This is a genomic window from Enterococcus sp. HY326 (assembly GCF_026157065.1).
Classification (GTDB): domain Bacteria; phylum Bacillota; class Bacilli; order Lactobacillales; family Enterococcaceae; genus HY326.
Genome location: NZ_JANLGQ010000004.1, coordinates 131,288 through 144,734, shown reverse-complemented (window position 1 = coordinate 144,734; position 13,447 = coordinate 131,288). Strand labels below are relative to the sequence as shown.

The following is a 13,447-nucleotide window of genomic DNA, read 5'->3' as shown; positions in this document are numbered from 1 at the left end:
TCTTTTTATCATTTGTTTAACTTAAACTTTTTTACTGAACGGCAGCTTTTGATGCTAACATTTTTTCCGCTGTTGCCATCATCAAGCGAATCCGATTTAATTGGTTGACTATCGACACCCCTGGATCGTAATCAATCGCTGCAATATTAGCTCTTGGATATTGGCGGCGCAATTCTTTAATCACACCTTTGCCAACAACGTGATTAGGCAGACACCCGAATGGCTGCATGCAGACGATATTATCAACATCGTCTTTTAACAATTCAATCATCTCGCCAGTCAAGAACCAGCCTTCACCAGTGTGATTGCCGATGGATAAAATTTTACCGGCTTCCTCGGCCATATCGTAAATGGAATGAATTCCATCAAAGCGTTTGGATTTCCGCAACGTTTTGTCCATTGGTTTTTCCACCATCTCAATAACCCGAATCGCAAATTGCGCTAACATTTTGCTTTGCTTAGACATGCCCATATTGTCATACTTCCAAATTTGGTTGTATAAGGAATAATTCATAAAGCCAACAATATCCGGCACGACGGCTTCGGCCCCTTCGCTTTCTAAAAGGCGCACGATGTCGTTATTTGCAGTTGGCGAATATTTTACTAGGATTTCTCCGACGACACCGACTTTTGGTTTCACAACATCTAATAACGGTACGGTATCAAAATCTTGAATAATTTTTTTCATATTCATATTGAACTGTGTAAGGGAACCGTTTTTAACATTCTTAGCAATCTTAGCCAGCCAATCTTTGTGCTTTTGATCAATCATGCCTTTTTCTAATTCATAAGGCCGGGTGCGATAAACTAAGCGTTCAAACAAGTCACCATATAAGAAGGCAACAACGACCCGTTTAATCATCGGTAAAGTAAATTTGAAACCAGGATTGCTTTCTACACCTTTATTACCCATCGAGATTGACACGACTGGCACCTGTTCAAAGCCTGCATCGTTTAAGGCTTTTCGCAAAAGCGGAATGTAGTTGGTGGCCCGACAGCCGCCACCGGTTTGTGTCATCATCACCGAGACATTATTTAAATCATAGTCGCCGCTTTGCAAAGCTTCCACAAGTTGTCCGATGGAAATAATTGCTGGGTAGCAGGCGTCATTATTCACGTATTTCAAGCCGACATTAATCGCTTCATTGTCCTCTGAAGGCAGGCAGACAACATCATAGCCTGAGGCCTGCAGGGCTAAATCAACTAAGCCCTCTTGGTGAATTGGGCTGAGCATCGGCATCAATAGCGTGTGATTTTTCTTCATCTCTTTCGTAAAGATAATTTTTTCTGGTTCTTCATAGCGTTTCATCGGTTCAAAATGCATTTTGCTGCGTTCTCCGACGGCTGCTTTTAGTGAACGCAGACGGATACGAATCGCACCAAGATTAGAACCTTCATCAATTTTCAAGACGGTGTAAATTTTTCCGTATTGATCCATAATTTCTTCGACCTGATCAGTCGTAACGGCATCTAAGCCACAACCAAAGGAATTTAACTGAACTAATTCCAAATTTTTTGATTTGGCTACAACCCGAGCAGCTGCATATAAGCGGGAATGGTAGACCCACTGATTGACAACTCGCAAGTTACCGACATTAGCCAGATGAGAAATGCTGTCCTCAGTTAAGACGTGGAAGCCTTCTTGAGTAATCACTTCAGCGATACCGTGATTAATTTCCGGATCCAAATGATAAGGCCGGCCTGACAGCACGATGCCTTTTTCATTTTTCAGATTGAGCATCATCAAGGTGTCTTCGCCTTTTTGCCGAATATCTTCCTTAAAGTTTTCCAGCTCTTCATAACCGTGATGCACGGCGTCAGCCATCTCTTCTTCTGAAATGCCTAAGTCCGCAAAGGCTTCGCTCATAACTTTAATCACCGACTCCTCATTGCCTAAATTTAGATAAGGATTGCGGTAATCGACTTTGCCGTCACGAATATCATCGACATTATTTTTAATTACATCTGGATAGCTTTGAACGATTGGACAATTAAAATTATTGTCCGCTTTGGCATCTTCTTTTCTTTCAAAAACAACACCGGGGTAAAAAATTAACGGCACTTGGTCATCAATTAATGCTTGAATGTGACCGTGGGTAATTTTGGCTGGGTAGCAAGCAGTATCACTAGGAATGGTTTCCATCCCTTGTTCATATAATTCTTTGTTTGATCGCGGTGACAGCTGTACTCTAAAACCTAAATCGGTGAAAATTGTATGCCATAACGGATAGTTTTCATACATATTCAATACCCGAGGAATCCCAACGATGCCTCTTGTTGCTTTGTCTTTTCTTAAGGCACGGTATTTAAACAGACGTTTATATTTATAATCAACCAAATTAACTTTACGGTCTTCTTTCTTGACCTTGATACGGGCGCCCCGCTCACAACGGTTACCCGTAACAAAGCGGCGACCATCTGAAAAAACGGTGACCGTCATCATACAATTATTTTCGCAAAGACCGCAATGGGTGAATTCTTTATCCGCTGTAAAAGCATCTAACTCATCGGCAGCTAAGGTTGTGGTTTCTTCACCAATTTCATAATCTTCTAAAGCAATTAAAGCCGCACCATAAGCCCCCATCAAGCCGGCAATCGAGGGCCGGACAACTTGGCGGCCACTGATCATTTCAAAGGCCCGCAAAACAGCTTCATTATAAAAAGTCCCGCCTTGGCAGACAATTTTTTTCCCCAGCTCTTCTGGGCGGCGAATTTTAATAACCTTATAAATCGCATTTTTAATAACCGAATAAGAAAGGCCTGCTGAAATATCGCCAACAGTCGCCCCTTCTTTTTGCACTTGCTTAACCTTTGAATTCATAAACACGGTACAGCGGGAACCTAAATCTACAGGTGTTTTTGATTTCAAGGCTTCTAAAGCAAAGTCCTTCACGTCAAAATTTAAAGACTTAGCAAAAGTTTCAATAAACGATCCGCAACCAGATGAACAGGCTTCGTTCAATTGGATTGACGACAAGACGCCATCTTTAATGGTCATCGCCTTCATATCCTGACCGCCGATATCTAAAATAAAATCAACGCCTGGTTGGAAATGATTGGCCGCTTTATAATGGGCCATCGTTTCGACTTCACCGATATCAATTTTCAGTGCATTTTTTATTAATTGCTCGCCATAACCAGTCACGGCCGCTTTACCGATGAAAACATCAGCCGGCATTTGACTGTATAAATCTTTTAAGACTGCCATCGTTGTTTCTAATGGCTGCCCTTGGTTGTTACCGTAATGGCTGAACAACAAATTGCCTTCTTCATCAATCAAAGTAACTTTTGTTGTTGTTGAACCAGCGTCAATCCCTAAAAAGGCCACACCAGAATGTTGCGCTAATTCTTTTTGACTTGCTTGAGCTTGGTTGTGGCGTTTTCTAAACAACGCCAACTCTTCTTCATTTTTAAAAAGCGGCTCTAAAGTATCCGTTGGTGCCAATTGCTCTTGGTCACCGTTTTCCAAGGAATCTAATAATTTTTCTAAAGAGGTTGCCTGATTGCCTTCAGAATAAAGAGCGGCTCCCATCGCCACAAACAGCTGAGGATTTTCTGGGAAAATCACATCTTCATCGGCAATATCTAAGGTTTCAATAAAACGCCGCCGCAGCTCAGACATAAAGAATAGCGGTCCACCGAGAAAAGCAATTTTCCCGGTAATTTTCCGGCCCGCTGCTAAACCGGCAATTGTTTGATTGACCACTGCTTGAAAAATACTTGCAGCAATATCTTCTTTAGCCGCTCCTTCATTAATCAAAGGCTGCACATCCGTTTTGGCAAAAACGCCGCAGCGGGAAGCAATTGGATAAATAGTTGTATAATTTTTAGCCAATTCATTGACTCCATTGGCGTCTGTTTTTAAAAGGACGGCCATCTGATCAATGAAAGCCCCGGTTCCTCCCGCACAAGAACCGTTCATCCGCTGTTCTAAAGCACCTTGAAAAAAAGTAATCTTAGCATCTTCGCCGCCAAGTTCGATGGCAACATCGGTTTGCGGAATAATTTCTTCGACAGTTTTCGTACAGGCAATCACTTCTTGGACAAAGGGAATGTCTAAAACTTCTGCCAAGCCCATTCCACCGGAGCCTGTGATAGTCATCGTTAATTCTTGATTATTTAAAATTTCTTGTGCTTCTTTTAAAACTTTAATCGTAGCTTGCTTAACATCAGAGTAATGGCGTTCGTATTTTGCAAAGATCGTCTCATTTCCCTCGGTCAAAATAACCAATTTTACCGTGGTGGAACCAACGTCAATTCCTGCTCTAATTGTCATATTTTTCATCTCCTTGGCTCTATCAGCCTAGTAAAACCTGTCTCAAGTGAGATAATTAACAAATATTAATTTTACGACACTTTGTTGATTATCTTACAAACTGTTTGATATACTATATGTATCTATTTTAGAAAGATTTTAATTAATTTTCAACAAGCAATATTCTGATTTTTGTGAGATAAACGACAAATGTTTTTATTTTGTTGGAAAAAAGAGGTTTTTTTATGGCAAAGAAAACAGATTTGCGGGTCAAGCGAACCCACAAAATGATTATTGAAGCTTTTATTAAACTAGTTAGTGAAAAAGGCTACGATAATTTAACCATTCAAGATATCGCCGATGAAGCGATGATTAATCGGGCAACCTTTTATGCCCATTTTAAAGACAAACAGGATTTATACGATCATATTTTTGGTTTTGCAGTCAAAGCCTTTTCAGATATTCTTGATCCCTCTGAGCTGGTCCAAGGCAATCGCATCAAAGTCAAAACAATTGAAATTTTGCTCACCAATATCTACAAAGAAATTCATAAGAATAAAACTTTCTTCCTATTAATAATGGATGGTTCTTCTAATGAATTGCTGCGGCAAAAACTAGCTGACATTCTGTATGAAAAATACGACGATGTCTTTAAGAAGCTACGAATCACTGAAAATGATATTGAAGTGCCAATTGATTTTGTGGTGGAGTATATGACTTCCATTTTTGTCGGGACACTGCACTGGTGGCTTACCAGTGATACTGAGATGCCCGCTAATCATCTAGCCCGCCTAGTGATCAAATTAGTCGGTAATGGTCATCTGACGGTTCTTGGTTTAGAAGTTGAAAGATAAAAAAATCTGGCTCAAAAGGAAATTTCCTCTGAGCCAGATTTTTTTGACGTACCTTCTTCAAGCAATTAATCAGTCTTGCTTAGTGAATTTTAGCACCCCATTTTTTATTGTGCTGAGTATTGCGATTGGTTTTTACTTTAACCCCTTTTCCTTTGGTGGTTAATTTCATTTCGACATCATATTTATCATCTTTAATGATATCGTAAACTTTTTCAGCCGCTTCTTGAATTCTTGCTTTTAAGGCCATTTGTTTCTCCTCCTTGAAATTTTGTCTTCAATATTATTTTACCTAAGTCAAAAAAAACTGCAAGGAGGAGCACTTTAGATTTTTAATTTGAAACAAAAAAAAACTCGTCAAGCAGTGGCTTGACGAGCAATTTGTTATTTTTACTGGGGTAGCTGGATTCGAACCAACGCATGAGGGAGTCAAAGTCCCTTGCCTTACCGCTTGGCTATACCCCAATGGTGGAGGAGAGTGGATTCGAACCACTGAACCCTAAGGAACGGATTTACAGTCCGTCGCGTTTAGCCACTTCGCTACTCCTCCAAGCTATTAGCTGAAATTTTTATCAGCTCACAGGCCAGCTAGTAAAAAACCTGACTTAGATATAATACATAATTTCTCAGGGTTTGACAAGTCTTTTTCCAAACTTTTTTTTGTTATCTTACTCTTGCAAATTCCATTGACGAATAATTAATTCAACTGCTTCATCAAAAGTCTTAACTGAGCCTTTAAAACCACCGCTCATCTCGTAATCAAAACTCTTCAGCCCTTTTTCGACAACTTCACCAATTTGTTTTTTTCCAATAAATAATTGATTGACTGTCACTTGGCTGCCATTAATTGTTTTCTCACTGGCTTCCACACGGATTTCGATATCTTTATTTTTTTTGCTCACCATTTTCACCTCGAAGGATAGTTTACCATAAAGCATGAGTCTGTACTACAAAAATCCTTCTCTGCAAAATGATTGACGTATTTTACAGAGAAGGCCTTCAGATTAATTTTTACTTGCTGACAATTCAGCTTTGATTAAAGGAAATTGTTTATCTAAATCGTAAAAACTCATAGTTATCATCGAGCAGATAATCAGCAATAATGGCAGATAGCCATACATCGCTTGGATGGCGAAAACAGCTTGATTACTTTGTGTTGCTGCATCCGGCTGATAGCTGCCCCAGGCTAAAAGAGCTCCTGCTACACCTCCAGACACTGCTTGAGCTACCTTGCCGAGAAAACCATTTATTGCTGAAAGTGATCCAGAGACATTGATTCCTGTTTTCCACTGACTGTAATCAACTGGATCTGCTTGCATCGAAAAGTAAATACTCTCTTTAATGCCATAGCCTATTGCAGAAATTGCTGCCCCTGCGATGATGATTGTATGGTTGGCCTGCCCCAATAAAATCAGGACAATACCTAAACCTTGAACACCCGAGGCCAGCAGATACAGATTTCGCTTGCCTAAACGTCCCGCAAGAAAAGGCACGAAAAAGTTTGCCACCATCGGAATCACAGACATGATTGTTGCTACAGTGACCGACAGGGCCGTGCTGCCGACAACCACAGTATAATAGTAGACCAACGCGCTAGTTTGTAGAAAATAACCTGTCCACATAAATAGAATGTTGAGAGCAAAAATTTTCCATGGCTTATTTTGTGCTAGAGAATGAAAGACATCTTGTAGTTTGACTTTTACATGCGGTGTTTGAATTTCTCGAATATTAAAAAAAGTAAAGAAAAACAACAGGCAACTGGCCACTCCGAAAACGGCCATTAAAATTCTAAAGCCTAAAATTTGATTACCTTGACCAAAAACTTGAACTAATCGCAGAGCAGATGCACTGACTATCGTCGCACCTAAAAATCAAAAAAACTTTCTCGAAGTCGATAAAGCCGTCCGCTCTTTGGTGTCATTTGTTAAGCTGGGTAAAACCGAAGCCATTGGTACATTGACTAAAGTATAAGAAAGTGAAAGGCCGAAATACGTAAAGTAAGCATAAATCAGCTTGCCGCTGCTGGAAATTTCCGGAACACTGAAACAAAGATAGGCAAAAACTGCAAAAGGAATTGCTCCAAAGAGAAAATATGGCCGGGACTTGCCCCACCGGGTAGTCGTATGATCAATTAGGTAACCGACTAGTAAATCGGTCACCCCATCAAAAATTCTGGTGAACACAAACATCAGACTAACCGCTGCAGCATTCAACTGCATAATATCTGTGTAAAAATATAAAAGATATAAAGAAATCATTTGCCAAATTAAATTGCAGGCCAAATCTGAAACACCGTAACCAATTCTTTGCCGCCATTTAGAGATTTTGGGTTGAGCTGCAAGATTTTCCATTGGATCAACTCCTTTACTAAGCTAAATATTTCTCAATCAAATATGCCGGTGTACAACTCCATGCGTGACAAAAACTGCTGATAATTGGACTGCCGTAAGGTGAAAAGCTTGGATCCTCAGGCTTGAAGGCCTCCCAGAAAGTATCGGCTCCCATCTCAATCATTTTACCCCAGTATTCTTTCATTAATTTAACAGCATCATGGTCTAAACCGGCGACAAACAAGGCCTCTACCACATGATGATACATGTAAGGTGTAGCAATTCCTGTGATAGGAAATAATTTTTGCTGCATCCGTTTTAAAATTTGTTGATTTTGCTCTGTTTCAAACACTTCTGCTAAAACTAACCAAACTTGACTGGCAATATTGTACTCGCCATTTGATTCAACTAAAAAGAGTTGTTCTTGCGGGTTAAATAAATGAGTCTGGCTGAAATTAACTAATTGCGATAGCTGGCTTTGATAGAAAGCCACCTCTGGCTCTCCCACCATTTCTGCTAGAACTAAAAAGCGTTTCAGCGCATAAATTAAAATCCCCTGTCCCGCTGAATCCTTTAAAAACTCATTGGACCAATCAACAAATACTGGCCACTCTTCAGAGAGAACTAGGCGACCTTCTTGGTCTACTTGCCGTAATGCCAAGTCAACAGCTTTTTTAGTAGTTGGATACAGTTCCTTTAAAACTATTTGATCATTTGAGTGAAGCACATAATCATGCAAGATTGTCGCAAAAAATAAACTATAATCAAATAGAAAAGTATCATCTGGAATTAAAGCTGGCGCAGTAAAGACATTGGCAGGAATTTTTCCTTCCGTTGTGGTCATGCCTGCAAATAAATACAAACAGCGTTTGCTTAAGGCTAAATCATCAAAGGTGACATAATTAGCTAGTGCCTGCAATCGTAAATCGCCAATCCACAGACGACGATCCCGCTTAGGACCATCTTCAAAAACCGTCTGCATGCAATCAGCTAAAGTCTTTACTGACACATCATAAATTTTTTGTAGTTCTTTGTCCGCCAGCTCTTTAGTTGGCAAATGTTTTAAATCAATACTGCTTTCTGCAATAAAAACTGGATTTGAAAAACTAGCTTGCCATTTTGGTGAAGTATCGATTACAGATAATTCAACATACCGACAGCTATAACGGCGTGGTAAAGATAAAGTTGCTGGTAAGACGTCCAGATGGACAAATTCCTCTTGGATCCAAGAACGGGATAACCAGCCTCGGTAATCAGCAGAATCGGCAGCAATTTCTGCTGGCACCTCTGCAAATTTTAGTTTCAAATATAAAGGCGCATCCATCGGTGAACCGACAGAAGTGATATCTATTTGAAAGGTCCCCACATAGTGATCGCCTAAGTCTAAAATTAAGCTTTCACCTTTCGTTAGAGGATACTCTGCCAATTGTTCAATTTTTTTCGGTGAGGAAATCATATCAACGCCATCAATACCCTTGCCGTCAAATTGCATTTCAACAATATCTTTAAACTGAATCTGATGTTTTTTTAATTCTGGTAAATTTTCCTCAGCTCTTTGCAGTAATTTTTCATCATGCAGCCAAGTTACATCTGGATTAATTTGAAAAGTAAAAGCCATAATTGATTCTCCTTTTAATGATTTTCTGCAGTCATTGCAGATTCTTCTTGGGAACTACCGACGTTGTATTTCTTTTGCAGACGCATCATGACAACGCCAGCCACTGTTGCAATTGCGACAATTCCTGCAAAGCCGTACATGGATTGTTGAATCATTCCAGGGGCAACGAGATAAGGAGTCACAAAGGCAAACAAGCCACAGCACATTCTTGAAAAACCGTTGATAAAGCCCTGCAGTGAAGCCCGTGTTTCAGCTGGAAAAGATTCCTGCGTCCAAACTTTATAAATTGCTTCTCCAGCCAGCGGATTTCCAAAATTATAAAATCCAATGGTGATTGCCAAAGCAATAAAGCCTGCGCCGCCGCCAATCAAGGCCATACCTAACATCGCTGCAATTTGGACAAAAGCTCCTACAAAGAAAGCTTTATTGCGATATTTGCCGCCTGCTACTGAGGTAAAGGCGATGGTCGTTAACAAGGAAACCACATTTAAAACGATTCCTAGACCGGTTGCTTGTGTTTGAGTTGCCCCAGCATTTGTTAATGCGTAAGTTTGAAATTGTCCCCAAGTATTCGCCAATAAATTCCAGCAAACATAAAAGACGATAATGGCCATAAAGAAGCTGAAATATTTTTTCATTTGAGAGCCAAATAAAACCGTTTTAAAGGAGACCTCTGCTTGGCCACTTGTTTGAGCTTTTAATTCTGCTTGGCGGATAGTTCCCGCTTCATGAAAGGTGCGGAATTTTTTAGAAGTTAAGCGCCATAGCCAAGTCACTACTGCAAAAATAAATAAAATGCCAAAGACAATTCGAGCGCCTAAAACGCCTTGAATACCTGACAGCAAGAAAGAACAAATATAAGAGATAAAGACCCCTACCTGCCAAAAAATTTGCGTTGATGAGACCAATTTTGCAGAGGTAGTCTCATCTGGAGCGTCGTGGGAAACGACTGTTAAGCTAATTGGCAAATCGGCACCAGATGAAAAGCCCATGATAATGACTCCAATTAATAAAAAGGAAAAATCATTCGCTAGAATACAGATAAGTGTTCCAATAGCATAAAATAAGTTCAACCAATTAAAAGCTCGAATCAATCCAAAAATTTTAGTAATCTGACCAGCAAACAATGAACCGAAAGCGATTGCAAATGTTAAAGCACCTGAGATAATCCCCACCTGTCCTGTTGATAAACCTAATCCCGCCTGCCAAACAGTAATCGTAGCTGACAAGCCTACAATACAGCCGGACCCTAACATGGAGCCAATCCCTGCAGCTGTCGCCAATGGGGTATATTCTTTAACCAAATCCCCTTTTGCCTTTTGTTTCATATCCTGCACATCCTTTTCTTTTATCTGATGTCATTGTAAGCGGATTTACAATTTTCAACTATTGCAAAAACCCAGACGTTTTTATCCAAATCACAGATGACAACACAAAAAAACCTGTAACAAGAGCGCAAAGATAAAAGACTATCAAACAAAATTACCATCTCTGAATTTTTGCTTCAGAGAATATAACGGTCCTTTCAAAAAGAGTTTTCACTTAATTTGAAAGCACAATTAAACAGATAATTTGTTGTTTGAATAGTATTCCATCTATAAAGCTAAGGTCACAGGTTTAAAATATTTTTAGTGTTTACGAAATTCTTTAGGTGTCTTATCCGTGTATTTGGCGAATAGTTTATAAAGTGAAGGCAAGGTTTCAAAACCTAGCTGATAGGCAATTTCTTCAAAGCTTTGGTCAGTCTCTTCAATCATCTCAATGGCTGCTTGATAGCGCAGAGTATTGATTAATTCTTGGAAGCTGCGGCCAGTTTCCTTCTTTAATTTATTGCTCAAATAATTTTTATTGTAGCCAAAAACCTCAGCCAGCTCCTGAAGATTCAAGTTGCGATAATGACTGTCGATATAGCGGAGAACATCTAAAATATTAGTTTCCGCCTGATAATTTTCCAGATTTTCCGCTTCTAGTTCTCTAGTTAATTGAATAAAGAGCAACGACAATAAAAGATTTAATGAGCGCATATAATAATTCTTTTTCTCAAAATATTCTGTAATCATCTTAAATAACGTCTCTTTGACTTCTTCATTTGAGCCACTTTTAAAATGGATAAAATTGTTGTGAGAGGATAGCTCATTTGAGGCCGTCAGCAAAAATTCATTCACTAAACTGTTAGCTTTCACCATATTGACGACAATCTCTGTCGTAATCGAATCATCCTTTAATAATATATTGATCAGAATATCATCTTCAGCCAGTGGGTCAATTCGCTGAATGATATCTTTATCAATCAACAAAATCTCTCCCTCCTGCAAATAAATCGGCTGGTCATTGATATATTGAACACAGCTGCCGGAGTACATGTAATTGAATTCAACAAATTCATGGGTATGGGCCGGCATCGCCGAGTAACGGTGATGCTTATTAATAAAAATATTACCCTCACGAAAAAAATGGTCGCTAGGCATTTTCGGCACTGCAATTTCCGCAAAGGGTAAGTTCTGGTCATTGACATTATAGCCTTGCGTCCGCTGTTCAAATTCAATCGCATTTTCCTGCCACAAAATAGCCTTTAATTCCTGTTGATTCATTGCACCCTCCAAAGTCTTTTCTTTAGTTATAGTTGATAATCAGAAAGTTTGCCAGCAAAAAAAGCGCTATGAGTTCAACAGACAGCAACTCTCTCTTCAATAGAAAAGAGCCTGTGACATTAGTTAGAACAAAACCGAACTTTACGAACGACATCTAATGAAAACCACTAGATATTGTTAATTTGCGACGAGAACCTACTGGACCGCAGGAGCAAATATAAGATAGTTCGGGATTTCATCTGTTAAAAGGACTAATGTCACAGTCTCAACTATTTTCAATGAGAAAGAAAACTTTTCTATCAGGTTAACTCATAGCGCTAATTAATTTAGCTTGCTTAAATCTTCTCACCATTACTGGCAATCACTTCTTGATACCAGCTAAAGGATTTTTTGCGGCTGCGGGCTAAGCTGCCGTGGCCGTTGTCGTCTAGGTCAACATAGATGAAGCCATAACGTTTTTTCATTTCACCGGTGCCGGCTGAAACTAAGTCAATACAGCCCCATGGTGTGTAGCCGATTAGATCAACACCATCTAAATCAATCGCATCCTTCATAGCAGCGACGTGCTTTTTGAAGTAGTCAATGCGGTAGTCATCATTAATACTGCCGTCAGCTTCGACAACGTCGACTGCACCGAAACCATTTTCCACTACAAATAATGGAATGTGATAGCGGTCATACAATTTGCTCAAAGAAATCCGCAGACCTAGCGGATCAACTGCCCAGCCCCATTCTGATTCTGCTAAATAGGGATTTTTAACGGCGGGCATTTGATTGCCGCCGACAAACTTAACATTTTCTGGATTGGCAGAAGAGACTGTCGACATGTAATAGCTGAAGCCAATATAATCGACGGTTCCGTTAGCGATAATTTCGTCATCCCCAGGAACTTTTTCAATGACAATGTTTTCCCGCTCAAATTCTTTTAGTTTATGGGCTGGGTAATAGCCTTTAACCTGCACGTCGATATAAAATTCTTGGTCACGATTAAATTGCAAAGCCTCTAAAACATCTTCAGGGCGAGAAGACATTGGGTAACTTGGAATATAAGCCACCATCATGCCGATTTGGAACTCAGGATTAATTTCATGACCCAACTGAACTGCTTTACCGCTAGCAACAAATAAATGATGAGCTGCTTGGAATTTGGCTTGTTTAGAATTATCATGGATACCGATTTGAGTCCAGCTACGCAGAAAATTAATTTCATTGAAGGTCATCCAATATTTGACTTTATTTTTATAGCGTTTGAAAATTGTTTCGCAAAAGAATAAGAAATAGTCGATGACTTTACGATTGCTCCAGCCGTCAAGATTGTCCGCCAGATACATTGGAATATCAAAGTGGTTAATGGTCACAACAGGTTCAATATTGTGTTTTTTTAATTCATCAAAGACTGCATCATAAAAAGCGAGTCCTTCTTCATTGACCTCATCGGTGCCCTTGGGACAAATCCGTGACCAGTTGATTGATAAACGGAAGCATTTAAAACCCATTTCTGCAAATAGTGCAATATCTTCTTTGTAGTGATGATAAAAGTCAGTCGCCACATGACTTGGATAATATAAATCCGGATCAATATAGCCAACTGCTCCTTCAGGCAGTCGATGCTCCCTCGTAACGGATTCAAGCTGGCCATCTTTAGTTTTAAACGTGATGCGCCGTGGCTCTGTGTGACTGCCGCCAGTGATGGCATCTAACGTGCTAGGCTCTTTGCCGCCGGATAGATAGCCGCCTTCGTATTGATTAGCGGCAGTGGCACCGCCCCATAAAAAGTTTTTTGGAAATCCCATAGTTGTGCT

Annotated in this window: 8 protein-coding genes, 2 tRNA genes and 1 pseudogene; 1 reads left to right on the top strand and 10 read right to left on the bottom strand. The window is 39.8% G+C overall.

What is annotated here, in order from left to right:
- Positions 1–31: 31 nt before the first annotated feature.
- The gene (locus tag ORH16_RS11340) at positions 32–4,276 is read right to left on the bottom strand and encodes a 2-hydroxyacyl-CoA dehydratase (RefSeq protein ID WP_265458952.1); all 4,245 of its coding nucleotides are present in this window, start codon (positions 4,274–4,276) and stop codon (positions 32–34) included.
- Between the two features lie 224 nt (positions 4,277–4,500).
- Between ORH16_RS11340 and ORH16_RS11335 the strand changes: the two genes are divergently transcribed.
- Positions 4,501–5,109: a TetR/AcrR family transcriptional regulator gene (locus ORH16_RS11335; RefSeq protein ID WP_265458951.1), complete on the top strand. Its 609-nt coding sequence runs from the start codon at positions 4,501–4,503 to the stop codon at positions 5,107–5,109.
- A gap of 79 nt (positions 5,110–5,188) precedes the next feature.
- Here ORH16_RS11335 and ORH16_RS11330 read toward each other — a convergent pair whose 3' ends face one another.
- The 9 genes and pseudogenes from ORH16_RS11330 to ORH16_RS11290 all read right to left on the bottom strand — a co-directional run bounded on the left by ORH16_RS11330 (position 5,189) and on the right by ORH16_RS11290 (position 13,438).
- Positions 5,189–5,356 carry a hypothetical protein gene (locus tag ORH16_RS11330; RefSeq protein ID WP_265458950.1) on the bottom strand — a complete coding sequence of 56 codons (168 nt, stop codon included), beginning with the start codon at positions 5,354–5,356 and terminating at the stop codon, positions 5,189–5,191.
- 143 nt (positions 5,357–5,499) lie between these two features.
- Positions 5,500–5,571, bottom strand: a tRNA-Gln gene (locus ORH16_RS11325).
- 1 nt (position 5,572) lies between these two features.
- Positions 5,573–5,656: transfer RNA gene (locus tag ORH16_RS11320), tRNA-Tyr, on the bottom strand.
- Between the two features lie 118 nt (positions 5,657–5,774).
- A complete protein-coding gene (locus ORH16_RS11315; protein ID WP_265459228.1) occupies positions 5,775–6,008 on the bottom strand; it encodes a DUF2969 domain-containing protein in 234 nt (77 codons plus the stop codon).
- A gap of 102 nt (positions 6,009–6,110) precedes the next feature.
- Positions 6,111–7,457: pseudogene (locus tag ORH16_RS11310) on the bottom strand (MFS transporter).
- Positions 7,458–7,473: 16 nt separating this feature from the next.
- Positions 7,474–9,054, bottom strand: a complete 1,581-nt coding sequence (locus tag ORH16_RS11305) for an alpha-rhamnosidase (RefSeq protein ID WP_265458949.1) — start codon at positions 9,052–9,054, stop codon at positions 7,474–7,476.
- Positions 9,055–9,068: 14 nt separating this feature from the next.
- On the bottom strand, positions 9,069–10,382 hold the full coding sequence (locus tag ORH16_RS11300) for an MFS transporter (protein WP_265458948.1): 1,314 nt from the start codon (positions 10,380–10,382) through the stop codon (positions 9,069–9,071).
- A gap of 300 nt (positions 10,383–10,682) precedes the next feature.
- Positions 10,683–11,645, bottom strand: coding sequence for an AraC family transcriptional regulator (locus tag ORH16_RS11295; protein WP_265458947.1), 963 nt, complete (start codon positions 11,643–11,645; stop codon positions 10,683–10,685).
- A 335-nt stretch (positions 11,646–11,980) separates the two neighbouring features.
- On the bottom strand, positions 11,981–13,438 hold the full coding sequence (locus ORH16_RS11290; RefSeq protein WP_265458946.1) for a glycoside hydrolase family 1 protein: 1,458 nt from the start codon (positions 13,436–13,438) through the stop codon (positions 11,981–11,983).
- Positions 13,439–13,447 lie beyond the last annotated feature (9 nt).

What these genes read in the sequence shown, in the direction of transcription:
- ORH16_RS11300 (WP_265458948.1), bottom strand. Translation starts at nt 10,382, where the DNA reads ATGAAACAAAAGGCAAAAGGGGATTTGGTTAAAGAATATACCCCATTG.
- ORH16_RS11335 (WP_265458951.1), top strand. Translation starts at nt 4,501, where the DNA reads ATGGCAAAGAAAACAGATTTGCGGGTCAAGCGAACCCACAAAATGATT.
- ORH16_RS11295 (WP_265458947.1), bottom strand. Translation starts at nt 11,645, where the DNA reads ATGAATCAACAGGAATTAAAGGCTATTTTGTGGCAGGAAAATGCGATT.
- ORH16_RS11330 (WP_265458950.1), bottom strand. Translation starts at nt 5,356, where the DNA reads ATGGCCTTAAAAGCAAGAATTCAAGAAGCGGCTGAAAAAGTTTACGAT.
- ORH16_RS11340 (WP_265458952.1), bottom strand. Translation starts at nt 4,276, where the DNA reads ATGACAATTAGAGCAGGAATTGACGTTGGTTCCACCACGGTAAAATTG.
- ORH16_RS11290 (WP_265458946.1), bottom strand. Translation starts at nt 13,438, where the DNA reads ATGGGATTTCCAAAAAACTTTTTATGGGGCGGTGCCACTGCCGCTAAT.
- ORH16_RS11305 (WP_265458949.1), bottom strand. Translation starts at nt 9,054, where the DNA reads ATGGCTTTTACTTTTCAAATTAATCCAGATGTAACTTGGCTGCATGAT.